Here is a 24,633-nt window from a genome sequence, read left to right as displayed (position 1 = left end):
GACGATGGCAACGCAAAAGGGACGCATAAGCGTCCCTTTTTTTTGCACCGGGTGACTACGACAACCGCTGTCGCACCGCTTCAAATAAGCAAATGGCGGCGCACGCTGCGACGTTCAACGACTCCATCCCGCCCGGCTGAGGAATGCGGATCGGCGTCTGCACACGTTCGAGCCAATGGGGCGACACGCCCGCCCCTTCGTTGCCGAACACCCACGCCACCGGACTACGCAAATCCTGTTCGTAAAGCGACGTACTTGCTTGCAGGCTTGTCGCCAGCAACGGCACCGACAGGCGCGGTGCCAGCGAATCCGGCGTGCAATGCTCGACGATGTTCAACGAAAAATGCGCCCCCATGCCCGAGCGCAACACCTTGCTGGACCACGTAAGCGCCGTGCCCGACATGCAGTAGACGTCGCGCACGCCTGCGGCCGCCGCGCTGCGCAGGATCGAACCTACGTTACCGGCGTCCTGCACGGCATCGAGAATCACGCAATCCGTCGTCTGCGACGCCGGCAGACGCCCCGAAGGCATCTCCACCACGAAGAGCAGCGACACCCCGTTGACCAGCGTCGACAACGGCTCGAACAACGCCTCGGGCAAACACACGCGCCGATCCGCCTCGACCCGCGCCCAAATCTGCGCGACTTCGTCGTTATCCAACGCCGATTCTGCCGCCACGCAAACGAGCGGTTGTCCCAGCGCACCGAGATAAGCATCGGCAAGATGCACGCCTTCGAGCAGCGTCTGCCCCAGCTTGCGGCGCTGCTGGTTCGACTGCGCGAGTAGCTTCAGGCGCTTATAGAAGGGATTGTCTTTGGAACTGATGAGCTTCATGACGTACGGACCACGCGTGACACTGTCAACGTGCCGAAAATTTCAAACGATTCGCGCACAGGCGCAAACGACTGGCGATGATGCGGACTCGGCCCATGCGTGCGTAGCGCTTCGAGGTGCTTAGGCGTACCGTATCCGACGTGCTCGTCGAAACCGTACTGCGGAAACTCTTCGTGAAGTGCCGCCAACTGACGGTCACGTGTGACTTTCGCCAGAATCGACGCCGCCGAAATCGCGGGCACCTTGTCGTCCCCCTTGATCACGGCTTCGGCACGCATCGGCAACACGGGGCACCGATTGCCATCGATAAGCGCCAATGCCGGCACACGCGAAAGACCATTCACCGCGCGCTGCATGGCAAGCATCGTCGCGTGAAGGATATTCAGGGAATCGATTTCCGCGACGCTCGCCTCGGCAATGCAAAATGCCAGCGAGCGCTCGACGATTTCCTCGTAAAGCGCCTCGCGACGAAGTGCCGTGAGCTTCTTCGAATCGGCCAGCCCTTTGATCGGACGCGACGGGTCGAGAATCACCGCCGCTGTCACGACCGGACCGGCCAGCGGTCCGCGACCGACCTCGTCCACACCGCAGGTCAGATCGGCGGCGATATCCGCGAACAGATCGAACGCCATCTGCGGAGGCGGAGCTTTCGCCGTACGCGTTCGCGGCTTCACGGCGGGTGACGTTACGCTATCGCTCACGGCAGTTTTGCGCGTCGTCCGACGCACTTTCACGTCGCCCGTCATAACCGCCCCTTTTCGCGTAGTACCCGCTCGATGACTTCCGCCGAACGCGCCGCCGTGTTCTGACGCAATTCCTCGTGAATCTTCGTAAAACGCGCTTGCAGCGATGCGCGCAGCGCCGGATCGGTCAATTGCTGCCAGACGGCATCGGCCAGCGCTTCGGGCGTTGCGAAATGCTGCAACAGCTCCGGCACGACGAACTCGCCGCAAAGAATGTTCGGCAAGCCGACGTAAGGCAAATAGCCCTGACGCTTCATGATCTGCGCCGTCAGCCAGGGCACCTTGTATGAGATCACCATCGGCTTTTTGTACAGCGCAGCCTCCAGCGTTGCTGTCCCGCTTGCAAGAAGCACGCTGTCTGCGGCTTCCAATGCCAGCGGCGCACGTCCGTCGATCACCGTCAGATTGAGGTCGCTGTGGGCATCGAAAATCGGCTGCATCAGCACGCGCAGACGGGGCGTTGCAACCGGCAGGACGAATCGAATCGACGGCTCTCGTTTGGCCAGCAGACGCATCGCCGCGAAAAACACCGGCGTGAGACGCTGCACTTCAGACGTACGGCTGCCCGGCAGAATCGCAACGACAGGCCCGTCGCCCTGAAGCCCCAATGTGGCGCGCGCCCCTGCGACGTCGGGCACCATCGGAATCTTGTCCGCCATCGGATGACCGACGAACGTGGCGTCGATTCCGGCGCGGTGATAGATCTCGGGCTCGAACGGAAACAGACACAGCATGTGGTCGACGGCGCGCTTGATCTTCTTGATACGTCCGCCACGCCACGCCCAGATCGACGGGCTCACGAAGTGAATCGTCGGAATGCCCGCTTCACGCAGCTTGATTTCGAGATCGAAGTTGAAGTCCGGTGCATCGAAGCCGACGAACGCGACCGGCTTTTCCGCCAGCCAGCGCTGGCGCAGTTGCTTTCGAATCGAGAGGATTTCGCGCAGATGCTTGATGACTTCGACATAGCCCATGACGGAGAGCTTGTCGATCGGCCAATAGGCGTCGAAGCCCTCTTCCGCCATATGCGGACCGCCGACACCCGCGTATGCGATGTCGGCCGGAAGACTCTGCTTGAGACCGGCAAGCACGTTGCCGGCAATGAGATCGCCTGACAGCTCCCCGGCCACCATCGCCAGGGTTCGCTGGCCGGCGCCGGGAAGGGTCGGCGACATAGGTCAGCGCACGATACCGCGCGTGCTTGCGTTGAGGAAATCGAGCAGTGCGCGCACCGCCTCGAAGACGTCCGGAGCGCCGGCATTGCCGAAGGCTTCGATCTGCACCTTGGCTTCGTCCAACGTCAACCCACTCTTGTAGAGCAGCTTGTACGCGTGGCGCAGTGCCGTGATTGCATCGGCGGAAAAACCGCGACGACGCAACCCTTCGACGTTGATGCCGTACGGCACCGCTCGGTCACCCGAAGCGATCACGAACGACGGCACGTCCTGCACCAGCACCGACGCACCGCCCACCATCGAGTGAGCACCGATACGCACGAACTGATGCACACCGGTCATACCGCCGATGATGGCCCAGTCGTCGACATGGACATGGCCCGCCAACTGCGCATTGCTCGAAAACACCGTGTGATTACCGACATGGCAATCGTGCGCGATATGCACGTAAGCCATGATCCAGTTGTCGTTGCCGACACTCGTCAGGCCACCATCTTGCACCGTACCGGTGTGGATGGTCGTGAATTCGCGAATCGTATTGCGGTCGCCGATGATGAGCTTGGTCGGCTCGCCCGCGTACTTCATATCCTGCGGACTGCCGCCGACCGATGCGAACGGGCCAATCTTGTTGCCCTCGCCCAGCGTCGTATGACCGTCGATCACCGTATGCGCAAGAATCTGCGTACCCGCGCCGACCGTCACGTTCGGGCCGACAATCGCGTACGGACCGACAACAACGTCGGCCGCCAGTTGCGCCTTCGGATCGACGACGGCAGTGGAATGAATGTTCGTCATGAGCGTCTCAGTTCCGGTTATTCGCCGTTCTTCTTGACCATGCACATGAACTCGGCTTCGGCAGCCAGCTTGCCGTCCACCGTTGCCTCACCCTTGAACTTATAAAAGCCGCGCTTGTGGCTGATGAAATCGACCGAGAGAATGAGCTGATCACCCGGTTCGACCGGACGCTTGAAGCGTACGTTCTCGATACCCACGAAATAATAGAGCGTGTTTTCGTCGTGCACCGCCTCTTCCGAGAAGGTGAGCAACGCTGCGGCCTGCGCCAACGCTTCAACGATCAGCACACCCGGCATCACCGGACGCTGCGGGTAATGACCGGTGAAGTACGGCTCATTGATCGTGACGTTCTTGATGACCTTGATGTTCTTGTGCGGCTCCAGTCCGATCACGCGATCCACCATCAGCATCGGATACCGATGTGGCAGCAGCTTCATGATCTTGTGGATGTCGATAGTAATAGTGGTCTCGCTCATTTGTCTTGCAGGTCCTTGACCTTCGCTTCAAGTTGACGCACGCGGTCGCGCATCTTGTCCAGATTGCGCATGATCGCCGCGTTTTTATTCCATTCGGCGTTCGGGATGGCCGGAAACGCGCTGGTGTAAGTGCCCGGCCCGGGAATCGATTTCGATACCCCCGACTTTGCGGTCACGATGACCTTGTCGCCAAGCGTCACATGGCCCGCGATGCCGACATTGCCGCCCAACATGCAGAATTTACCGATCGTGCTGCTTCCGGCAATACCGGTGCATGCCGCAATGACCGTAAAGGCGCCGACACGCACGTTGTGTGCGATCTGCACCTGATTGTCGATCTTGCAGCCGCGCTCAATGACGGTATCCGCCATGGCACCACGGTCGATGGTGGTCGACGCGCCGATCTCGACGTCATCTTCGATCACCGCACGCCCCACCTGCGGAATCTTCACCCATTCGCCGCCCGTCGCGGAGAAATCGGGCGCAAAACCGAAACCGTCCGACCCGATGACGGTGCCCGCGTGAATCACGCAACGCGCACCGATCACACTCGTGTGATACAGCGTGGCGTTCGGATAGACGAGCACATCGTCACCCAGCGTCGTGCCTCGGCCGACGAACACATTCGCCATCAGACGGACACGCTCGCCTAAACGCACGCCCGCTTCGATCACGACGTTCGGTCCGATCACGCATGAGGCCGGCACGACGGCAGTCGCATCGACGACGGCACTCGGATGGACGCCAGCAGGCGGTACCGGTGTCGCCGCGTCGGCGAACATCTGCGCCACGCGGGCGAAGTACGCATACGGATTCGGCGCGACGATCCACGCACGGCCTTCGTGCGAAGGCAGCTTGTCGAAGTCGGCTTTGGAGAGAATGACAGCAGCCGCACCCGAGTTGGGCACTTCTGCGAGATAAAGCGGATTGGACAGGAAGGCCAGTTGCTTTACACCCGCGCGATCAAGCGGCGCCAGGCCTTCCACGGCAACGTTGCCATCGCCCACCAGCTCGCCGCCAAAGCGTGCGACCAGTTGGGCTAGCGTGACGGATGGGGTGGACGACGATCCCGACATGGAATGCCCGCCCGTCACTTGCCGCTAGTGCCGCCACCCGAACTTGCGTTCAGCGTCTTGAGCACCTTGTCCGTAATGTCGATACGCGGGCTGACGTAGACCGCTTCTTGCACGATCAGATCGTACTTTTCCGTCTCGGCAATCTGCTTGATGACGCGGTTCGCGCGATCGAGCACAGCCGCAAGTTCTTCGTTACGACGCTGGTTAAGGTCTTCACGGAACTCGCGTTGCTTGCGCTGAAATTCGGTGTCGGCGGCGGCCAGATCACGCTGACGCTTGGCGCGCTCGGCGTCGCTCAACGTCGGATTGTCCTTGTCGAGCTTGTCCGACATCGCCTTGAGACGTTGGGCCATGTCTTGCAGCGCCTTGTCTCGCGTGGAGAACTCGGCCTCAAGTTTGGCTTGTGCGGCCTTGGCCGGCGTGGAATCGCGCAAAATGCGATCCGAATTCACAGCGGCGATGCGCGCATCCTGAGCCGTGGCAGCGAAAGCCGCACCGGCCAGCAACGCCGCGGCGACGCCGCGAAGGCAATGCTTACGGATACCGTTCAATGTATTACCCCTTACAACGATGAAACGATCGGAACCGGTCGATCTGCCGTTATTAGAACGACGTACCGACCTGGAACTGGAATTTCTGATACTGGTCGCCCGTCTTCTTGACGAGCGGGAAGCCCATCGAGAGCTTGAGCGGGCCAATCGGCGAAATCCACGACAGACCGAAACCGTAAGAATAGCGCAGGTTATTGAAGGTAATCGCCTGGCCGTTATCGAACACGTTACCGCCGTCGAAGAACGTAAAGATACGCAGCGTACGATCGTAACCCGTGCCCGGCAGCGGGAACGTCAGTTCGACGTTACCGATCAGCTTCGATGCACCCCCCAACGGTTCGCCGTTGGTATCCTTCGGACCCAGCGAGCTCGGCTCATAACCACGCACCGAACCGATACCGCCCGCGAAGTAGTTCTTGAAAATCGGGAACGGCTGACCGCCCATACCGTGGCCATAACCGACTTCGCCGTTCAGCGCCAGCGTGAAGCCGCGGCTCACCGGGTAGTAGTACTGGTGCTGGTAGTACGCGCGGAAGTACTTGGTCGTTCCGATCGGCGTACCGATTTCGATGTTCGCCTGTTGGTAGTGACCGCGGTTCGGGATCAGCGCGCTGTCACGCGAGTCGCGCGACCAGCCCACCGTCAGCGGATAGTTGTTGCTGACGTAACCGAACTGGTTCGCATAGTCGATGTAGCGTTGCGGCGTCGTGCCGTCGCTCGTCAGGTGCAGACGCGTCTGCTCGAAGCCCAGACCGAAGAAGACCGTGTCCACTTCCGAGAACGGCACGCCGAACTTCAGGTTGCCACCGAGCGTATTGATACGGAAATCCGAATCGCTCGTCAGCAGCAGCGGCTGATACGTACGGTAGTAGATGTCGGTAATCCGGCTCACACCGTCAACCGTGAAATACGGGTCGACTTGCGTGACGGCCAACGTACGGTACGTCTTACCGGTGTTCACGTTCACGGACAGCGACGTACCCGAGCCGAACACGTTGTCCTGACTGACACCCGCCTGCAACACCACCTTGTCGGTCGAGGAGAAACCGGCACCGACGTTGATCGTACCCGTCGGCTTTTCTTCCACCTTCACCTGGAGGTCGACCTGGTCGTTCGAACCGGCCACCGGCTCGGTCGTCACGTTCACGTCGGTGAAGTAACCCAGACGGTTGATACGGTCCTGCGACAGCTTCAGGCGGTCGGCGTCGTACCACGAGCTTTCGAGCTGACGCAGTTCGCGGCGAATCACTTCGTCACGCGTACGCGAGTTGCCCACGATGTTGATCTTGCGCACGTACACACGACGGCCCGGATCAATCGTCAGATTCAGCGCGACGGTGTGGTTGTTACGGTCGATGTTCGGCTGGGCGTTCACGTTCGCAAATGCGAAACCGTAGTTGCCCAACAGATCGGAGATAGCTTTCGTGCTGGCTTGCAGCTTGGCCGCCGAGAAGGTATCGCCAGCCTTGAGTTGAATGAGCTTCTGGATGTCGTCCTGCTTGCCGAGCATTTCGCCCGTCAGCTTGACGTCCGACACCTTGTAGGGCTCGCCCTCGTGGATGTTGATCGTGAGGAACATCTCGTCCTTGTCCGGCGTGATCGAGACGTCGGTGGAGTCGATGTTGAATTCCAGATAACCGCGATTCAGATAGAACGAACGCAGCTTTTCCAGATCGCCCGTGAGCTTGTCCTTCGAGTACAGGTCGTTCTTCGAGTACCACGACAGCCAGTTCGGCGTGCCCAGTTCCATCTCGGCCGTCAGGTCCGACGACGAGAAGGCCTTGTTGCCCACGAAGTTGATCTGCTGAATCGTCGCCTTGGGGCCTTCCGTCACGGCGAACTGGATGCCCACGCGATTGCGCTCGAGCGGCGTGATCGTCGTCTTGACCTCAGCAGCGTAGTAACCGCGCGTAAGGTATTGACGCTTGAGTTCTTGCTCAGACTTGTCGAGCAGGTTGCGGTCGAAGGTGCGACCTTCGGTCAGGCCGACCGAGCGCAATGCCTTCTTCAGACCGTCTTTGTCGAATTCCTTGATGCCGAGGAAGTCGATGGAAGCAATTGCGGGACGCTCGTTGACGTGCACCACCAGCACGCTGCCTTGCGCTTCGACGCTCACGTCCGAGAACAGGCCCGTGGCATAAAGGGCACGAATTGCTTCGGTGCCCTTATCATCGTTGAACTTGTCACCGGGTTTGACCGGGAGGTACGAGAAGACGGTACCGGGTTCAATACGCTGCAAGCCCTCCACTCGGATATCCTTGACCACAAACGGCTCGACGGCCCGTGCCAGGAAACTGTGTGCCGCCAGAACCGCAATCACCAGGGTCTTCGGAACAAGGTGGTATTTATTCGACAACTTGCTTCCCCAAGAAACAATTGAATCGTAAAAACTCGGATTTGCCTGCGACCGGCAGGCACGTGACGCTGTCCTAGTGCAACAACTTCGACAGGTCGTTGAAAAGTGCTACGGCAGAGAGCGCAAGGATGCAAACGATGCCCACTCGTTGCAGCGCGCCCTGCCACCGTTCGGAAACTGCCCGACCGGTAATCGCTTCGACCGCATAATATAACAGATAGCCACCGTCCAAAACCGGAATCGGCAATAGATTCAATACGCCGAGGCTAATGCTGACAAGCGCCAGAAAGGCGATGAAATAATCCAGACCGAGCCGAGCCGAACGCCCTGCGTAATCCGCAATCGTCACCGGACCGCTCAGATTCTTGAGCGACGCCTGCCCGGTGATCATCTTCCCAAACATGCGCACGCTGAATGCCGTCACGTCCCATGTGCGCTGCGCCCCGCGGCCAATCGCCTCGAACAGCCCGTAGCGGACAGTCACCGAATCGACCTGACTGGCCAGCGCGGCGCCGATCTTGCCCACGCGCTCACCTCCCGCCGTTGCCGAATCGACTTCCACATTAGGCGTCAGCGTGACGTTTCGAGGGCTGCCGTCCCGACGCACCGTCAGGGTCATCGGCTTGCCAGGGTGGGCGCGAACGGCATCGACAAGTGCCTTTGCCGAGGTCACGGGAGTGCCGTCCACCGCCGTAATCTCGTCGCCCACGCGTAACCCGGCAAGTCCCGCAGCACCGCCCGCGATGATCTGCCCTACCTTGACACGCGCCGAAGGCACCAGGCCCAGACGCTGCATGAAGTCCTGTTCGCCGTCCGCATCGAAATGCTGCCCGGCCGCATCCAGCGTGTATTCCGCACGGCCGTCGCGCGTGCGCGCCACCAGCGTGACTCGCTGTCCGTCTATCATCGGGTCGACCAGACGCCAGCGAAGATCTTCCCAGGAGCGCACAGCCGCTTCCTCGCCAACGGCCTCATCGGGACTTCTGCCGTTTTCCCGCACCCCGGTGATCAGTTCGCCGCCGGACAGCCCTGCACGGGCCGCGAGTGTGCCGGCCGCCGGCGGCGCGATTCGCGCGACAGGCTCCGTCACGCCAGCAAGATTCAGGCTCGCATAGAGGGCAATGGCTAGGAGGAAGTTGGCGACCGGACCGGCCGCCACAATGGCGAAACGCTTGTAGACAGACTTTTGATTGAACGCCCGCGCCCGGTCTTCCGGGGCGACGATCTGCGTTTCGTCGCGCTCGTCGAGCATGCGCACGTAACCGCCGAGCGGCAATGCGCAGACCGTCCATTCGGTGCGGTCACGCCCCATCGTCCATTTGAGGAGCGGCATCCCGAAGCCCACGGAGAAGCGCAGAACCTTCACGCCGCAAAGCCTTGCGACCGTGTAGTGGCCTAACTCATGGAACACCACCAGAACACCAATGGCGACGGCGAACGCTAGCAACGTGGTCAGCAGATTCATGAGCGAACGAGCCCCGGGGAAATTACGACATGGGCAGCGGCGTCAGGAACGCGCTGGTGCAGGCAAACCGGCAACAATCTCCGTCGCCAGTTCGCGGGCACGACGATCGGCTTCAAGCACGACCTCGAGCGAGGTAGCCTCACCGACGGCGACCGTGTCGAGTACGCGCTCGACCACCTGCGCAATCGCGGTGAAACGGATGCGTCCTTCCAGGAACGCCGCCACGGCCACTTCGTTGGATGCATTGAGCAAGGCACCCGCCGTACCGCCGCGATGCAGCGTGTCGAACGCCAGACGCAAACACGGGAAACGGCGCAGATCCGGCGCTTCGAACGTCAGCTTGCCGATGTCAGCCAGATTCAGCCCGGCAACACCAGACGTCACCCGGTCCGGAAATGCCAGCGCGTGAGCGATCGGCGTGCGCATATCGGGGTTGCCGAGCTGCGCCAGTGTCGAACCGTCGGTGTACGTGACCATCGAGTGAATCACGCTTTGCGGATGGATCAGTACCTCGATCTTCTCCGGCGGCATATTGAACAGCCAGTGCGCCTCGATGACTTCAAGACCCTTGTTCATCATGCTCGCCGAATCCACCGAGATCTTGCGCCCCATCACCCAGTTCGGATGTGCGCATGCCTCGTCCGGCGTCACGTTCTCGAGTGACGCCAGTTCGCGCTCGCGGAACGGGCCGCCCGAAGCGGTCAGCACCAGTTTCTCGACACCACGCGTCGAAATACGGCTCTCGCCTGCAACTTGCGGCAAGCATTGGAAAATGGCGTTGTGCTCGCTATCGAGCGGCAGCAACGTGGCGCCGGCGCGTTCGGCTGTCGCCATGAACAGCGCACCGGAAAGCACCAGCGACTCTTTGTTCGCCAACAGAATGCGCTTGCCTGCGCGTGCCGCAGCAAGCGTCGATTGCAGACCTGCAGCACCCACGATGGCCGCCACGACCATTGTGACTTCGCCGGCCTCGGCGATTTCGATCAGCGCTTGCGGACCGTACATCACGTCGATCTTCAGGCCTGCCTCGGCCAGACGCGCCGACAGCGCGCGTGCGCCATCCGCGTCGGCCACGACCGCCACTTGCGGACGATGGGCAACACACTGCTCAAAAAGACGATCGAGATTACGGTGCGCCGACAGCGCGTAGACCGAGAAGCGATCCGGATGACGCCCCACGACATCGAGCGTGCTAACGCCGATGGAGCCAGTGGAGCCGAGAATGGAAAGACGTTGCGACATGATCAGACGAAGAGCATAGCCAGCGGGAGCACCGGGAGCAGCGCATCGATTCGATCGAGCACACCGCCATGACCGGGCAGCAGCGCGCTGGAATCCTTCACGCCGGCTTGCCGCTTGAGTTGAGATTCGAACAGATCGCCCACGACCGAGAAAGCCACCAGCACGGTCAACGCCAATGCGCCGAGTGCGAGGCCCAACGTGCTGGCGAGATGAGAAACGATAGTCGGCGCCTGCAATCCGCTGGCGAGCACTGCCGCGGCAATCACGAGGACCAGCAGCCATCCGCCGATGGCACCCTCCCACGACTTTCCGGGGCTGATGGACGGTGCGAGCTTGCGTTTGCCGAAAGCACGCCCGGCGAAATAAGCGCCGGTGTCGGCGAGCCAGACAATCACAAGCACCGACAACAGGAAGGCGACGCCGCGCTCACGCGCGAGGCAAAGCGCCTGCCAGGCAGCAATCAGCAATACCGGCCCCGCCACCAGCAATAGACCACGCCACGCGCCTTGCGTCGCGGGCTTACGTGCAAGGGTATAGGGTCCAGCGAGAATCCAGAAGACGGCGGCCGGCTTGAGCCAGATCGACGACAGCGTCCAGCCACCCGCCCAGGTCAACCCGACACCCAGCAGAGCCAACGCGCCATAAAAAACGGCGCCCGTGCCGTTCAGGCCGACCAGGCGCCCCCACTCCCACCCGGCAGCCGCAACGATCGCGGCCGCGAGCAACGCGAACTGCGCCGGCGTACCGACGAAGATCACGGGCAAAAGGATGGCGAGAAGTACGACAGCGGTAATAACGCGTGTCTTGAGCATCAGGCGGATTGTCCCGAGGGGTTCTGGACTTGCGCGCTGGTACGGCCGAAACGGCGTTCGCGCTGCTGAAACTCGGCGACTGCCCGCTTAAGCGTATTGGCGTTGAAGTCCGGCCAGAATTCTTCGGTGAAATACAGTTCAGTGTACGCCAGTTGCCAAAGCAGAAAATTACTGACGCGCTGATCGCCACCGGTGCGGATAAAGAGATCCGGCTCCGGCGCATAGGCCATGCTCAGATAGGGCGCGAGATCGTCTTCCGAAAACGATGCATCGAGCGCGGCAGCCCCACCCTGCGCAACACGCACAGCGGCGAGCTTCTGAGCTGCCTGGAGAATATCCCACCGCCCACCGTAATTCGCGGCGATGGTCAACGTGAGACCTTTATTGTCCTGCGTACGCTCTTCCGCACGCCTGACGAGTTCCTGAATGCGCGGCTCGAACGCTTCGAGCGCACCAATGACGCGAAGACGGATGCCGTTGCTATGCAGCTTCCCCACCTCGCGCTCGAGCGCAAGAATGAAAAGCTGCATGAGCGTCGAGACTTCATCCTGCGGACGACGCCAGTTCTCGGAACTGAACGCGAACAGAGTCAGGTACTCGACGCCAAGCTCGGCACATGCCGTCACCGCTTCACGCACGGCGTCAACACCACGCTTGTGCCCCGCAACGCGAGGCAATTTACGACTGGTAGCCCAACGCCCGTTGCCGTCCATGACGATGGCAACGTGGCGCGGGATGCTCGCTGTCTCACGAGCAGAAAGCGTAGAGCTGAGAAAACCCATTGAGTTACGGCGCGGAGTCGGGCGCGGAAGTCTGCGGAGATTGAGCGGTAAGTGCCGTGAGCACTTAAACCGTCATGATCTCGGCGTCCTTCACCTTCACCAACTCGTCGATTTCGGCGACGAACTTGTCGGTGAACTTCTGGACATCGTCGCCACCACGGCGCTCGTCGTCTTCAGAAATCTCCTTGTCCTTCACCATCTTCTTGAGCTGCTCGTTCGCGTCGCGGCGCAGGTTACGCACGGCAACCTTGGCGTTTTCGCCTTCCGACTTGACCAGCTTCGTCATTTCACGACGACGCTCTTCGGTCAGTTGGGGCATCGGCACACGAATGATATCGCCCTGCGTGGCCGGGTTCAGACCCAGATCCGACTCGCGAATGGCCTTTTCGACCTTCTGGACCATGCTCTTTTCCCACGCTTGCACGCCGATCGTACGAGCATCGACGAGCGTCACGTTGGCCACTTGAGAGATGGGTACCATCGAACCGTAATAATCGACCTGGACGTGATCGAGCAGGCCAACGTGCGCGCGGCCGGTACGAATCTTCGCCAGGTTGTTCTTGAACGACTCGATCGAGCTCTTCATCTTCTGCTCGACATTCTTCTTGACGTCAGCAACGCTCATGGCAACCTCCAAACCTAAATTGTTACGCAAACATAAATGATACGGCGTCGACGCGCCAACGCGCGCGGACGCCGCAATTTGAACTCAAACGTGGACGAGCGTTCCCTCGTCTTCGCCGAGGATGACGTGCTTGAGCGCGCCCGGCTTCACGATCGAGAAAACGCGCACCGGCATCTTCTGATCGCGGCACAGCGCGAAAGCCGTCGCGTCCATGACCTGCAGGTTCTTCGAGATCGCCTCGTCGAAGCTGATGGTCGAGTACTTCACTGCGTCCGGAACCTTCTTCGGGTCGGCCGAGTACACGCCGTCGACCTTGGTCGCCTTGAGCACGACTTCGGCACCGACTTCCGAGCCACGCAGCGCAGCGGCCGTGTCGGTCGTGAAGAACGGGTTGCCCGTGCCAGCGGCGAAGATCACGACTTTACCCTCTTCGAGCTGACGAATCGCGCGGGGGCGGATATACGGCTCAACGACCTGGTCCATACGCAGCGCGGATTGCACACGCGCTTCGATGCCAGCGTGACGCATTGCGTCCTGCAGCGCCAGGGCGTTCATCATCGTGGCGAGCATGCCCATGTAGTCGGCCGTCGCGCGGTCCATACCTGCGGCACCGCCTGCCACACCCCGGAAAATATTGCCACCGCCGATCACGACGGCCAATTGCGTGCCCAGGCGAACGACTTCGGCAATGTCGCCAACCATCCGTTCGATGGTTGCGCGGTTGATGCCGAACGAATCGTCACCCATGAGGGCTTCACCAGAGAGCTTGAGAAGTACGCGTTTGTAAGGAGTAGACATGGCGGTCCTTAAGAAGTCTGGTCGGGCACTGTTGGGGTATTCTGGATGAAACAACGGGGACGACACCGCCGCCCCCGGATACTACGGTACTGCGCGAATTACGACTGCTTGGCAGCGGCCACTTGAGCAGCGACTTCAGCAGCGAAGTCGTCTTGCTTCTTCTCGATGCCTTCGCCGACCACGAACATGGTGAACCCCTTGACCGTGGTGTTGTTGGCCTTGAGCATCTGCTCGACGGTTGCCTTGTCGTCCTTCACGTACGTCTGGTTGAACAGCGAGACTTCCTTCAGGAACTTCTGCACGCTGCCTTCCACCATCTTGGCGACGATCTCGGCCGGCTTGCCCGATTCGGCGGCCTTCTCGGCGGCAACCTTGCGTTCCTTCTCGATCAGATCTGCCGCGACCTGATCGCCCGACACGGCGACCGGCTTCATGGCAGCGATGTGCATCGCGACGTTCTTGCCCACTTCTGCGTCAGCACCTTCGTACTCGACGATCACGCCGATACGCGTGCCGTGCAGGTACGATGCCAGCTTGCCCGACGTTTCGTAACGCTGGAAGCGACGAATCGTCATGTTTTCGCCGATCTTGCCGATCAGGTCGGTACGGATGCCATCAACGGTCTTGCCGTCGAGGGGCAGCGCCGACAGAGCAGCGACGTCGGCCGGGTTATTCTCGGCGACCAGCTTGGCGACGTCTTCTGCGAACTTCAGGAAGTCGTCGTTCTTCGAGACGAAGTCGGTTTCGCAGTTGATTTCAACCACGGCACCCTTGCCGCCATCGATGTAAGCCGAGATCACGCCTTCAGCCGTGATACGGCTTGCAGCCTTGCTGGCCTTGCTACCCAGCTTGACACGCAGGATTTCTTCAGCACGGACCATGTCGCCGTCGGCTTCGGTCAGCGCCTTCTTGCATTCCATCATCGGCGCATCGGTCTTGGCGCGCAGTTCGCCCACCATTGCTGCAGTAATTGCCGGCATATCGTTACTCCTGTATATCGAATCAGTCGGGAGAGGGTTTCACAAGAGCGGCCTCACTGCCCGCCCTTGGCGCCCCACTCACCCAACGCGGGGAAATCGGACTAAAAAAAAGGGGCGCCACAAGCAGCCCCTTTTGTTACGCAGCGGTGGCCGCTTACGCCTCTTCGTTCACTTCGACGAACTCGTCGCCTTCGCCGCGAACGGCTTCGACGACTTCCTTGACGGCGTTTGCACGGCCTTCGAGGATTGCGTCAGCAACGCCTTGCACGTACAGCTCGACAGCCTTGCTCGAGTCGTCGTTACCCGGGATCACGTAATCCACACCTTCCGGCGAGTGGTTCGTATCGACCACGGCGATCACCGGAATGCCCAGCTTGTTGGCTTCCGTGATGGCGATCTTGTGGTAGCCGACGTCGACGACGAAGATGGCGTCGGGCATGCCGCCCATTTCCTTCACGCCACCGATCGACTTTTGCAGCTTGGCCATTTCGCGATCGAACAGCAGCGCTTCCTTCTTGCTCATGCGCTCTTGCTCGCCGGCTTCCAGAGCCTGCTCCATGTCCTTGAGCTTCTTGATCGACGACTTCAGCGTCTTGAAGTTCGTCAGCATGCCGCCCAGCCAACGGTTGTTGACGTAAGGCATGCCGGCACGTGCTGCGGCTTCCGCCACGATGTCACGCGCCTGACGCTTCGTGCCCACGAACAGGATCGTGCCGCGGTTTGCTGCCAGTTGACGCACGTACTTCAGCGCGTCCTGGTACATCGGCAACGTCTTTTCGAGGTTGATGATGTGAATCTTGTTGCGATGGCCGAAGATATAGGGGGCCATCTTGGGGTTCCAGAAACGGGTTTGGTGACCAAAGTGGACGCCCGCTTCCAGCATCTGACGCATCGTGACAGACATGTGATTCTCCGTGAGGGTTAGGTCTTAGACCGGCTGCCGTACCCGTTTCGTCAGACTGCCATACAGCTTTGCATGACCCGCCTGCGAAGATCGGGCACCCTGGGTGCGCCGGCCCGCGATTTCAAAATTTCTAAGCCGAGAAGACAGATCGTTGCCCGGCGAATCACCGAATTCGGCGCTTTTAGGCACCAACTTGGGGCTAAACACCCCAAAACTCCGGCGAATCGCACAAAAAACCAAGGGGAAACCCTTGAGCATATTGACAACTCGTCCTCGACTTAGCCCGAGATTATAGCATTGCACCGGGCCATCACTCAAGAGGCTCGTGAACTTGCGATGACAGACCCCAAATGCCCGGTTTGCGCGGCATACCGGGCGGTTCGACATCGCCTCCGACGACGCCATCGGAACCGCGGAAATCCCTCGTCGGAATGCTCCGAAATCCACGCCGGACAAGGGCAAAACCCGGCCAAAACCCTCCATTGGTGCGATAATGCGTCACTGTTTCCGCAATTTGCCCGATTCCGCAATGGCCATCACTCTCAAAAATGCCCACGACATTGAAATGATGCGCGTCGCTTGCCGCCTGGCCAGCGAAGTGCTCGATTTCATTACGCCGCACGTGCGCGCCGGCGTCACCACCGGGGAGCTCGACCGCCTCTGCCACGAATTCATGATTAAGGAACAGGGCACCGTCCCTGCCCCGCTGAACTACCAGCCGCCCGGCTATCCGCCCTACCCCAAAGCCACCTGTATCTCGGTCAATGACGTGATCTGCCATGGCATTCCGGGTGACAAAGTGCTCAAAAACGGTGACGCGCTGAACATCGACATCACTGTCATCAAGGACGGCTACTTCGGCGACACGAGCCGCATGTTCATCGTCGGCGATGGCACGATCCTGGCCAAACGTCTGGCACAAGTCACCTATGAGTGCATGTGGCTTGGCATCAACCAGGTGCGTCCGGGCGCGCATCTTGGCGACATCGGTCAGGCGATCCAGACACACGCCGATGCGCAGGGCTACAGCGTCGTGCGCGAATATTGCGGGCACGGGATCGGTCAGGTGTTCCACGAAGATCCGCAAATCCTGCACTACGGACGCCAGGGCACTGGCCTGGAATTGCAGGTCGGCATGATCTTCACCATTGAACCGATGATCAACGCTGGCAAGCGCGAAATTCGGACGATGCCGGATCAATGGACCGTCAAAACGCGAGATCGTAGCCTGTCAGCCCAGTGGGAACACACCGTGCTTGTGACGGAGACGGGCCACGAGGTGCTGACGCATTCGGCCCAGACGCCCGCACCGCCGCCGGGCTCGTCGTACGTCACGTCGTTCGCAGCAGCAGCCTAACAACATAAGAACCGTCAGACTCCAACGAAGCAGTAACGTCCGGCCGTCGGCAACTCTGGCGGCCGCCCGGCCCGGCCTCGCAGCACTTCGCAACGCGTTGCCGGGCCTGACTCGTTTATCCACTCCCTGGAAGCCGCCATGCACGCACGTGCACACGCCCCTTCTCCGCTACGTCAGGCCCTCAAGGACCGCAAGGCCGAACTCGTCGAACGATTTGTCGCAAACGGCAAGATCGACGGGCTTCTGCATGGTTTATGCCACGCCGTCGATCAGGCCATGCGCGATGCGTGGGCCGAGTACCGGATGCCGGACGACTTCGCGCTCGTGGCGGTCGGCGGTTACGGACGCGGCGAGCTGTATCCGTATTCGGACGTGGACATTCTGTTGCTGCATTCGGGCACCGATGGCGAGGCGCTGACGTCGCACGTCGAGCCGTTCATCGGATTTCTCTGGGATATCGGGGTCGAGATCGGTTCATCGGTGCGCACCGTCGACGAGTGCATCTCGGAAGCACAGGCCGACATCACGGTGCAAACGAGCCTGCTGGAGGCGCGTCTGCTCACCGGCAATCAAGCGCTGTTTGACGAATTCCAAGCACGTTTCGCCGACGACCTCGATCCGCTCGCGTTCTTTCGCAGCAAGCAACTCGAGATCCGTCAGCGCCACGCGAAGTATCAGGACACGCCGTACAGCCTGGAGCCGAACTGCAAGGAAAGCCCGGGCGGCTTGCGCGACCTGCAAGTGATTCTGTGGATGACGAAGGCAGCTGGGCTCGGCAATAGCTGGGCTGAGCTGTCCACGCGCGATCTGCTGACGGATCGCGAACTCAAGGAGCTGCGCCGAAACGAGCAATTCCTGAAGGGTTTGCGAGCGCGACTCCATTTGCTGGCACGCCGTCGGCAGGACGTGCTGGTATTCGACCTTCAGACGGCCCTTGCGCAAAGTCTCGGCTTCGACGCCACAACGACGAAGCGCGCCAGTGAGCAACTCATGCGGCGCTATTACTGGGCTGCAAAGGCGGTCTCGCAGCTCAATACAGTGCTGCTGCTGAACGTTGAAGCCCGGCTGTTCCCGCAGACTAGCGGCGTCACTCGCGTGATCAACGAGCGCTTCGTCGAGAAGCAAGGGATGATCGAGATCGTCGACGACGAACTGTACACACGCCATCCGAATGCGATTCTCGAAACGTTCCTGCTTTACGAGCAGGTCGTCGGGGTAAAAGGATTGTCCGCCCGAACCCTGCGGGCGCTCTACAACGCGCGCGAACTCATGAACGGACAGTGGCGTGCGGACCCTGAGAACCGTCGTACTTTCCTCGATATTTTGCAGCAACCGCAGGGCATCACGCATGCATTGCGGCTGATGAACCAGACCAGTGTGCTGGGCCGGTACCTGATCAACTTCCGTCGCGTGGTCGGGCAGATGCAGCACGACCTGTATCACGTGTACACCGTCGATCAGCACATTCTGATGGTCGTGCGTAATATTCGCCGTTTCGCGGTCGCGGAGCACACGCACGAGTATCCGTTCTGCAGTCAGTTGATCGCGAACTTCGACCGTCCGTGGGTGCTGACGATCGCCGCCCTCTTCCACGATATTGCGAAAGGCCGCGGCGGTGACCACTCGACGCTCGGCATGGTCGACGCGCGCACCTTCTGCACACGTCACGGCATCTCGAAGGAAGACACCGATCTGATCGTCTGGCTGGTCGGCGAACATCTGACGATGAGCACCGTGGCGCAGAAGCAGGACACCACCGATCCCGAAGTCATCCGACGTTTTGCGGAAAAAGTGGAAAACGAGCGTCGCCTGACCGCGCTTTACCTACTCACCGTGGCAGACATTCGCGGCACCAGCCCGAAAGTCTGGAACGCATGGAAAGGCAAGCTGCTCGAAGACCTTTATCGTCTGACGTTGCAGGTGCTGGGCGGCGCCAATCCGGACCCGCACGCACAGCTGAAGACGCGCAAGGAAGAAGCGCTCGGATTGCTGCGCCTGTACACGGTGCCGGAGCGCGCACAGGAAGCGCTCTGGAACACGTTGGACGTCGCGTATTTTCTGCGCAACGATCCGGCGGACGTGGCGTGGCAAACGCGCCATCTGTGGCGACATGTCGACAGTGCATCGCCCATCGTCAAGGCGCGTCCGTCGCCCATCGGCGAAGGGTTGCAGGTGTTGGTCTATGTGCGCGATCAGGTCGATCTGTTCGCGCGTATTTGTGGCTACTTCGAGCGCAAGGGACTGTCGATTCTTGACGCAAAAGTGCACACCACCAGCCAGGGCTTCGCGCTCGACAGCTTCCTGCTGACCGACCCGGGCCTCGACACCAGTTATCGCGACATCATCAATCTGGTGGAAAGCGAGCTGGTGTCGTTGCTCACACGGGAAGAGCCTCTGGCAGAACCGAGCAAGGGGCGTCTGCCGCGCCGCTCGCGCAGCTTTCCGGTCACGCCTCGTGTCGATCTTTGGCCCGACGAACGTGGCCAGTACTACTTGCTATCGGTGTCGGCCAACGACCGCACCGGTTTGCTTTATGCGGTCGCTCGCGTGCTTGCGCGTCACGGCGTCAGCGTGCGAACCGCCCGCATCAATACCCTCGGCGAACGTGTCGAAGACACGTTCCTCCTCGACGGCAGCCGTTTGCAGGATAGTCGCCTGCAAATTGCCGTCGAGACCGAATTACTCGAAGCATTGGAACCATGAGCGATACCCCGCGCGCCAAACTGAGCGCCAAACACCCCCGCACCCTCGACAAGACGCGCTCCCCGGTGCGCTCGGCTGGCGCATTGCGCCGTCCGACCAAGTCAGTGCCCGCGTCGATGCTCGACGCCAGCGGCGCGAAGAAGCCTGCCGGGAAACCGGCTCGTCCGCGTCCGGTGGACGATAACGCGACGCCCGGTGGCGCTCGTCGCCCGGCCGGCAGCGGCACGGCGCCGCGCAAGCCCGCAGGTGGCGGCGCGCCCTACGAAAAGCGTCCGATGGGTGAACGCCCGCCGGCACGCGGTCAGCGCGAGCGCGTCGCCGGTGCACGCCCTGCCCGTTTCGACGACGAATCCCGCGCACGTCGTGACTTCGATGATCGCGCACCCCGTCGCTTCGATGAGGACCGTCCGCGTCGCAACTCCGAAGGTGGCGCACGTGGCGACTTCGCCCGTCCGGTGAAGCGCGACTTCGACAATCGTGCACCGCGTCGCTTTGACGAAGACCGCCCGCGTCGCAACACCGAAGGTGGTGCACGTGGCGGCTTCAATGATCGCGCGCCTCGCCGCCTTGACGAGGACCGTCCGCGTCGCAATACCGAAAGTGGTGCACGTGGTGACTTCGCACGTCCGAAGCGTGACTTCGATGATCGCGCCCCGCGTCGCTTTGACGAAGACCGCCCGCGTCGCAACACCGAAGGTGGCGCACGTGGTGACTTCGCACGTCCGAAGCGTGACTTCGATGACCGCGCCCCGCGTCGCTTTGACGAAGACCGCCCGCGTCGCAACACCGAAGGTGGTGCACGTGGCGATTTCGCTCGTCCGGTGAAGCGTGACTTCGATAATCGTGCGCCGCGTCGCGTTGACGAAGACCGCCCGCGTCGCAATACCGAAGGTGGCGCACGTGGCGATTTCGCCCGTCCGGTGAAGCGCGACTTCGACAATCGTGCACCGCGTCGCGTTGACGAAGACCGCCCGCGTCGCAACACCGAAGGTGGCGCACGTGGCGACTTCGCCCGTCCTGCCAAGCGTGACTTCGATGATCGTGCACCGCGTCGCTTCGATGAGGACCGTCCGCGTCGCACTAACGAAGGGGCACCGCGTGGCCGCTTCTCACGCGACGATCGCGACAATCAGGCGAACCGCGCCGCACGCCCCTCGCGTGCACCGCGAGTTGAGCGCGACGACGATGACGACGATATCAAGATCCACCACGATGCCGCTGGCTCGCTGCGTTTGTCCAAGCGGATGTCGGAACTCGGTCTGTGCTCGCGTCGCGAAGCGGACGAATGGATCGCCAAGGGCTGGGTCCGTGTCGACGGCAAGGTAGTGAAGGAGCTGGGCACGAAGATTCTGCCCACGCAGGAAATCACCGTCGTGCAGGCCGCACAGAAGGAGCAGGCCAATCGTGTCACGATCCTGCTGCACAAGCCGGTGGGTTACGTGTCGGGTCAGGCGGAAGACGGCTACGATCCCGCTGTCGTGCTGGTGACCAGCGAGCATCACTGGGCAGAAGACGACGCGGGTGTGCGCTTCTCGCCGTCGCATTTGCGCAGCCTGGCACCTGCCGGACGCCTCGACATCGACTCGACGGGTCTGCTCGTCCTCACACAGGATGGCCGCATTGCCAAGCAGTTGATCGGCGAGGATTCGGACATCGAGAAAGAGTATCTCGTGCGTGTCTCGTATAACGAGCACTCGCAAAACGTGCAGGCGCATTTCCCGGCCGATCGCCTGGCGCTGCTGCGTCATGGACTTGAGCTTGACGACCAACCGCTCAAGCCCGCACAGGTCGACTGGCAGAACCCGGAGCAACTTCGCTTCGTGCTCAAGGAAGGCAAGAAGCGTCAGATTCGCCGCATGTGCGAACTGGTCGGTTTGCACGTCACGGGCCTCAAGCGAGTCCGCATGGGACAAATCACCCTGGGTAACCTGCCCGTGGGCGAATGGCGTTACCTGCGCGCTGGCGAAGGGTTCTGATTCGGCGACGCTTCACCCATCGCACCCATGAAAAAGCCCGCCATCTCGGCGGGCTTTTTTTGTGTCGTCACCGGCAAGCGCCGGGTGGAGCGTCAATCGTAGATTGGCGACACACCAATTCCGGCGTCGCAATCAATCGTCACTATTCGGATCGAGCCCCGGGAAGAGGATTTCGGTAAAACCGAACTTGCTGAAGTCGGTAATCCGCATCGGATAGAGCTTGCCGATCAGATGGTCGCACTCGTGCTGAACGACACGCGCATGAAATCCTTCCGCCACGCGATCGATGGCGTGACCATGCTGGTCGAATCCTTCATAGCGCAACATCGAATAGCGGTTGACCATACCGCGCAGCCCCGGCACCGACAGGCAGCCTTCCCAGCCCTCTTCCATGTCCTGCGTCAACGGCGTAATGACCGGGTTGATCAGCACGGTTTCAGGCACTTCCGGGGCGTCCGGATAGCGTTCGTTATGCTCGAAGCCGAAGATCACCACCTGCAGATCTACGCCGATCTGCGGTGCGGCGAGCCCTGCGCCGTTCGCATGCTTCATGGTCTCGAACATGTCGGCAATAAGCTCGTCCAACTCGGGCGTGCCGAACTGTTCGACGGGTTTGGCGATACGCAGCAAGCGCGGATCGCCCATCTTCAGAATGTCGCGGATCATCGGTTCGGTCCTCACATCAAAGCGCAGCCAACATCGCGCGCATAGCGTCCTCGTCGAGCACGGGCACACCCAGTGCCTCGGCCTTTGCCAACTTGCTGCCCGCCTCTGCGCCCGCGACCACGTAGTCCGTTTTCGCAGACACCGAGCCAGCAACCTTTGCTCCTTGCGCTTCGAGCATCGCCTTCGCTTCGTCACGCGAGAGCGTCGGCAATGTTCCGGTCAACACAAAAGTCTTGCCTGCCAGCGGTAACGGTGCAACGGCCGCCGGTTCCGACTCCGGCCAGGTGACCCCGGCCGCCCGCAGTTGCTCGATCACTTCGACATTATGATCTTCGCAGAAGAAATTGTTGATCGACTCGGCCACAATCGGTCCGACGTCCGGAACGGCCAGCAGTTCCGTCAGATCGGAATCGCGTTTGCAGACGGCGATCAGGTTGTCGAGCTTGCCGAAGTGCCGCGCGAGATCCTTCGCCGTCGCTTCGCCGACGTGGCGAATGCCCAGTGCAAAGATAAAGCGCGCCAGCGTGGTATGACGCGCCGTCTCCAGCGCCGCGACGAGATTGGAGGCCGATTTGTCGGCCATCCGGTCGAGCGCGGCGAGCTTTGCCACACCCAGTTTGAACAGGTCGGCCGGGGTCCGAATGATCTGCTGATCGACCAGTTGTTCCACCAGCTTGTCGCCGAGCCCCTCGATATCGAGGGCGCGACGCTGCGCGAAGTGCAGCAGCGCCTGCTTGCGCTGTGCCGCGCAAATCAGCCCACCGGTGCATCGTGCGATCGCTTCGTCCGGGAGCTTCTCGATGGCGGAACCGCACACCGGGCACTCAGTGGGCATCACGAACGCGCGCGCGTCTTCCGGACGACGATCCAGCACCGATCCGACGACTTCGGGAATCACATCGCCCGCGCGACGCACAATCACCGTGTCGCCGATCATCACATCCTTGCGACGAATTTCGTCCTCGTTGTGCAGCGTGGCATTCGTCACCGTCGCGCCGCCGACGAACACCGGCGCGAGTCGCGCCACCGGCGTGATCGCCCCCGTACGCCCCACTTGCACTTCGATGTCGAGCAATGTCGTCAGCGCTTCCTGCGCCGGAAATTTGTGCGCCAATGCAAAGCGCGGGGCGCGCGAGACGAAGCCGAGACGATCCTGCTCGTCGCGACGGTTGACCTTGTAGACCACGCCGTCGATGTCGTAAGGCAACGAGGCGCGCGCCTCACCGACTTCCCGGTAGAACTTCAGCAGCCCTTGAGCGCCCTGCACGACTTCCCGCTTGTCGTTGACCGGGATGCCCAGCGTCACATACCAGTCGAGCAAGGCCGAGTGCGTCTCGGGCATCGGCACGCCAACCAGTTCTCCCACGCCATAGGCGAAGAACGACAACGGGCGCTTGGCCGTAATCTTCGAATCGAGCTGACGCAGACTTCCGGCAGCCGCATTGCGCGGGTTGACGAAAACCTTCTCGCCAGCCGCCCCCTGCGCCTCATTAAGTTTGTCGAAGTCGGCACGGAACATCAGCACTTCGCCCCGCACTTCGAGTACTTCAGGCGGATTCTCGCTCTCGAGTTTGAGGGGGATTTTCTTGATGGTGCGGATGTTGGCGGTGACATCCTCGCCCGTCGTGCCGTCGCCGCGTGTCGCGGCTTGCACGAGCACGCCCTGCTCGTAGCGCAACGCGATGGCCAGACCGTCGAACTTCAGCTCGGCGGCATACTCGACCGGCGCGCCAAACAGGTCGCCAGATGACGCATGCCCCGCCCCGACAGCACCCGCTGCATCGGGACGCAGACCGTCACTCACGCGTCGGTCGAACGCCTCCACGTCCTCATCGGCGAACCCGTTATTGAGCGAAAGCATCGGCACACGGTGCACCACCGGTGCGAATCCGTCGACCGGCTTACCTCCGACGCGCTGGGTGGGGGAATCGGCCCGTTGCAACTCGGGATGCGCGCTTTCCAGCGAGACGAGTTCGCCGAAGAGGCGGTCGTACTCGGCATCGGGAATAAGCGGCGCGTCGTCTTCGTAATACGCGCGGTTGTGGCGGGCTAGCTCGTTGCGCAACTCGGCGGCACGTTGTGCGGCGGCCGTAGCATCGACTGGCGTAGGGGCGTTCGCGCCCTGACCCGGAACGGAAGTTTGGGACATGCGTGCAAGACTCGGTATACGAGAAGTCAGAACATTATGCCTTCGACGTACGCCAATGCGCGTCGTCGATAGGTGCAATCAATCGGAACAAAAACGCCGCTCACCCGACGGTGAACGGCGTGCATCGAATGCGACGGCAGGCTGCGTAAAGCTGACCCTGCCCGAAC

General features: G+C 61.2%; 21 protein-coding genes. 3 read left to right on the top strand and 18 right to left on the bottom strand.

Features of this window, described 5'->3' with window-relative positions:
• Positions 1 to 55: 55 nt before the first annotated feature.
• The 16 genes from PCO31010_RS23695 to rpsB form a co-directional block, all read right to left on the bottom strand.
• Entirely contained in the window at positions 56 to 835 is a 780-nt protein-coding gene (locus PCO31010_RS23695; protein ID WP_150666410.1) for a TrmH family RNA methyltransferase, read from the bottom strand.
• Positions 832 to 1,467, bottom strand: a complete 636-nt coding sequence (rnhB, locus tag PCO31010_RS23690; RefSeq protein ID WP_246184754.1) for a ribonuclease HII — start codon at positions 1,465 to 1,467, stop codon at positions 832 to 834. The genes PCO31010_RS23695 and rnhB overlap by 4 nt, the downstream gene beginning before the upstream one ends.
• Before the next feature lie 110 nt (positions 1,468 to 1,577).
• The gene (gene lpxB / locus PCO31010_RS23685; protein WP_174985100.1) at positions 1,578 to 2,753 is read right to left on the bottom strand and encodes a lipid-A-disaccharide synthase; all 1,176 of its coding nucleotides are present in this window, start codon (positions 2,751 to 2,753) and stop codon (positions 1,578 to 1,580) included.
• Between the two features lie 3 nt (positions 2,754 to 2,756).
• Positions 2,757 to 3,548 carry an acyl-ACP--UDP-N-acetylglucosamine O-acyltransferase gene (lpxA, locus tag PCO31010_RS23680; protein ID WP_150666408.1) on the bottom strand — a complete coding sequence of 264 codons (792 nt, stop codon included), beginning with the start codon at positions 3,546 to 3,548 and terminating at the stop codon, positions 2,757 to 2,759.
• A 17-nt stretch (positions 3,549 to 3,565) separates the two neighbouring features.
• Positions 3,566 to 4,024 (bottom strand): 3-hydroxyacyl-ACP dehydratase FabZ, encoded by a 459-nt coding sequence (fabZ, locus tag PCO31010_RS23675; RefSeq protein WP_039398720.1) that lies wholly within the window; start codon positions 4,022 to 4,024, stop codon positions 3,566 to 3,568.
• Complete coding sequence (gene lpxD / locus PCO31010_RS23670) at positions 4,021 to 5,100, bottom strand: UDP-3-O-(3-hydroxymyristoyl)glucosamine N-acyltransferase (protein WP_150666407.1); 1,080 nt, start codon at positions 5,098 to 5,100, stop codon at positions 4,021 to 4,023. The genes fabZ and lpxD overlap by 4 nt, the downstream gene beginning before the upstream one ends.
• A 14-nt stretch (positions 5,101 to 5,114) precedes the next feature.
• Positions 5,115 to 5,651, bottom strand: coding sequence for an OmpH/Skp family outer membrane protein (locus PCO31010_RS23665; RefSeq protein WP_373275379.1), 537 nt, complete (start codon positions 5,649 to 5,651; stop codon positions 5,115 to 5,117).
• Between the two features lie 52 nt (positions 5,652 to 5,703).
• Positions 5,704 to 8,007: an outer membrane protein assembly factor BamA gene (bamA, locus tag PCO31010_RS23660; RefSeq protein ID WP_174985097.1), complete on the bottom strand. Its 2,304-nt coding sequence runs from the start codon at positions 8,005 to 8,007 to the stop codon at positions 5,704 to 5,706.
• Positions 8,008 to 8,080: 73 nt separating this feature from the next.
• Positions 8,081 to 9,472 (bottom strand): RIP metalloprotease RseP, encoded by a 1,392-nt coding sequence (rseP, locus tag PCO31010_RS23655; protein ID WP_150666405.1) that lies wholly within the window; start codon positions 9,470 to 9,472, stop codon positions 8,081 to 8,083.
• A gap of 42 nt (positions 9,473 to 9,514) precedes the next feature.
• On the bottom strand, positions 9,515 to 10,714 hold the full coding sequence (gene ispC / locus PCO31010_RS23650) for a 1-deoxy-D-xylulose-5-phosphate reductoisomerase (protein WP_150666404.1): 1,200 nt from the start codon (positions 10,712 to 10,714) through the stop codon (positions 9,515 to 9,517).
• A gap of 2 nt (positions 10,715 to 10,716) precedes the next feature.
• Positions 10,717 to 11,526: a phosphatidate cytidylyltransferase gene (locus PCO31010_RS23645; RefSeq protein WP_150666403.1), complete on the bottom strand. Its 810-nt coding sequence runs from the start codon at positions 11,524 to 11,526 to the stop codon at positions 10,717 to 10,719.
• Positions 11,526 to 12,308 (bottom strand): polyprenyl diphosphate synthase, encoded by a 783-nt coding sequence (gene uppS / locus PCO31010_RS23640; RefSeq protein WP_150666402.1) that lies wholly within the window; start codon positions 12,306 to 12,308, stop codon positions 11,526 to 11,528. Before uppS ends, PCO31010_RS23645 begins: the two co-directional genes overlap by 1 nt.
• A 64-nt stretch (positions 12,309 to 12,372) precedes the next feature.
• Positions 12,373 to 12,933 (bottom strand): ribosome recycling factor, encoded by a 561-nt coding sequence (gene frr / locus PCO31010_RS23635; protein WP_150666401.1) that lies wholly within the window; start codon positions 12,931 to 12,933, stop codon positions 12,373 to 12,375.
• Positions 12,934 to 13,017: 84 nt separating this feature from the next.
• A complete protein-coding gene (gene pyrH, locus PCO31010_RS23630) occupies positions 13,018 to 13,731 on the bottom strand; it encodes a UMP kinase (RefSeq protein ID WP_039398734.1) in 714 nt (237 codons plus the stop codon).
• Between the two features lie 98 nt (positions 13,732 to 13,829).
• A complete protein-coding gene (gene tsf, locus PCO31010_RS23625) occupies positions 13,830 to 14,711 on the bottom strand; it encodes a translation elongation factor Ts (protein ID WP_150666400.1) in 882 nt (293 codons plus the stop codon).
• 154 nt (positions 14,712 to 14,865) lie between these two features.
• The gene (gene rpsB / locus PCO31010_RS23620) at positions 14,866 to 15,615 is read right to left on the bottom strand and encodes a 30S ribosomal protein S2 (RefSeq protein WP_039398738.1); all 750 of its coding nucleotides are present in this window, start codon (positions 15,613 to 15,615) and stop codon (positions 14,866 to 14,868) included.
• A gap of 529 nt (positions 15,616 to 16,144) precedes the next feature.
• On the opposite strand from rpsB, the gene map reads away from it, so the two are divergent.
• The 3 genes from map to PCO31010_RS23605 all read left to right on the top strand — a co-directional run bounded on the left by map (position 16,145) and on the right by PCO31010_RS23605 (position 21,651).
• Positions 16,145 to 16,972 (top strand): type I methionyl aminopeptidase, encoded by an 828-nt coding sequence (gene map, locus PCO31010_RS23615; protein WP_150666399.1) that lies wholly within the window; start codon positions 16,145 to 16,147, stop codon positions 16,970 to 16,972.
• A gap of 138 nt (positions 16,973 to 17,110) precedes the next feature.
• Positions 17,111 to 19,675 carry a [protein-PII] uridylyltransferase gene (locus PCO31010_RS23610; protein ID WP_150666398.1) on the top strand — a complete coding sequence of 855 codons (2,565 nt, stop codon included), beginning with the start codon at positions 17,111 to 17,113 and terminating at the stop codon, positions 19,673 to 19,675.
• Positions 19,672 to 21,651 (top strand): pseudouridine synthase, encoded by a 1,980-nt coding sequence (locus tag PCO31010_RS23605; RefSeq protein WP_150666397.1) that lies wholly within the window; start codon positions 19,672 to 19,674, stop codon positions 21,649 to 21,651. The genes PCO31010_RS23610 and PCO31010_RS23605 overlap by 4 nt, the downstream gene beginning before the upstream one ends.
• 132 nt (positions 21,652 to 21,783) lie before the next feature.
• On the opposite strand, the gene def is transcribed toward PCO31010_RS23605, so the two are convergent.
• The gene (gene def / locus PCO31010_RS23600) at positions 21,784 to 22,317 is read right to left on the bottom strand and encodes a peptide deformylase (RefSeq protein WP_039398748.1); all 534 of its coding nucleotides are present in this window, start codon (positions 22,315 to 22,317) and stop codon (positions 21,784 to 21,786) included.
• Positions 22,318 to 22,333: 16 nt separating this feature from the next.
• Complete coding sequence (gene ligA, locus PCO31010_RS23595; RefSeq protein WP_150666396.1) at positions 22,334 to 24,466, bottom strand: NAD-dependent DNA ligase LigA; 2,133 nt, start codon at positions 24,464 to 24,466, stop codon at positions 22,334 to 22,336.
• Positions 24,467 to 24,633 lie beyond the last annotated feature (167 nt).

The sequence above is a fragment of the Pandoraea commovens genome (genome assembly GCF_902459615.1).
Lineage (GTDB): Bacteria > Pseudomonadota > Gammaproteobacteria > Burkholderiales > Burkholderiaceae > Pandoraea > Pandoraea commovens.
Note: the sequence above shows the minus strand (reverse complement) of the source record. Positions and strands in the feature narration are given on the sequence as shown.

Excerpts from the sequence above, each read along its gene's own strand:
- PCO31010_RS23695 (WP_150666410.1), bottom strand. The coding sequence starts at position 835 with ATGAAGCTCATCAGTTCCAAAGACAATCCCTTCTATAAGCGCCTGAAG.
- rnhB (WP_246184754.1), bottom strand. The coding sequence starts at position 1,467 with ATGGCGTTCGATCTGTTCGCGGATATCGCCGCCGATCTGACCTGCGGT.
- lpxB (WP_174985100.1), bottom strand. The coding sequence starts at position 2,753 with ATGTCGCCGACCCTTCCCGGCGCCGGCCAGCGAACCCTGGCGATGGTG.
- lpxA (WP_150666408.1), bottom strand. The coding sequence starts at position 3,548 with ATGACGAACATTCATTCCACTGCCGTCGTCGATCCGAAGGCGCAACTG.
- fabZ (WP_039398720.1), bottom strand. The coding sequence starts at position 4,024 with ATGAGCGAGACCACTATTACTATCGACATCCACAAGATCATGAAGCTG.
- lpxD (WP_150666407.1), bottom strand. The coding sequence starts at position 5,100 with ATGTCGGGATCGTCGTCCACCCCATCCGTCACGCTAGCCCAACTGGTC.
- rseP (WP_150666405.1), bottom strand. The coding sequence starts at position 9,472 with ATGAATCTGCTGACCACGTTGCTAGCGTTCGCCGTCGCCATTGGTGTT.
- ispC (WP_150666404.1), bottom strand. The coding sequence starts at position 10,714 with ATGTCGCAACGTCTTTCCATTCTCGGCTCCACTGGCTCCATCGGCGTT.
- PCO31010_RS23645 (WP_150666403.1), bottom strand. The coding sequence starts at position 11,526 with ATGCTCAAGACACGCGTTATTACCGCTGTCGTACTTCTCGCCATCCTT.
- uppS (WP_150666402.1), bottom strand. The coding sequence starts at position 12,308 with ATGGGTTTTCTCAGCTCTACGCTTTCTGCTCGTGAGACAGCGAGCATC.
- frr (WP_150666401.1), bottom strand. The coding sequence starts at position 12,933 with ATGAGCGTTGCTGACGTCAAGAAGAATGTCGAGCAGAAGATGAAGAGC.
- pyrH (WP_039398734.1), bottom strand. The coding sequence starts at position 13,731 with ATGTCTACTCCTTACAAACGCGTACTTCTCAAGCTCTCTGGTGAAGCC.
- tsf (WP_150666400.1), bottom strand. The coding sequence starts at position 14,711 with ATGCCGGCAATTACTGCAGCAATGGTGGGCGAACTGCGCGCCAAGACC.
- rpsB (WP_039398738.1), bottom strand. The coding sequence starts at position 15,615 with ATGTCTGTCACGATGCGTCAGATGCTGGAAGCGGGCGTCCACTTTGGT.
- map (WP_150666399.1), top strand. The coding sequence starts at position 16,145 with ATGGCCATCACTCTCAAAAATGCCCACGACATTGAAATGATGCGCGTC.
- PCO31010_RS23610 (WP_150666398.1), top strand. The coding sequence starts at position 17,111 with ATGCACGCACGTGCACACGCCCCTTCTCCGCTACGTCAGGCCCTCAAG.
- PCO31010_RS23605 (WP_150666397.1), top strand. The coding sequence starts at position 19,672 with ATGAGCGATACCCCGCGCGCCAAACTGAGCGCCAAACACCCCCGCACC.
- def (WP_039398748.1), bottom strand. The coding sequence starts at position 22,317 with ATGATCCGCGACATTCTGAAGATGGGCGATCCGCGCTTGCTGCGTATC.
- ligA (WP_150666396.1), bottom strand. The coding sequence starts at position 24,466 with ATGTCCCAAACTTCCGTTCCGGGTCAGGGCGCGAACGCCCCTACGCCA.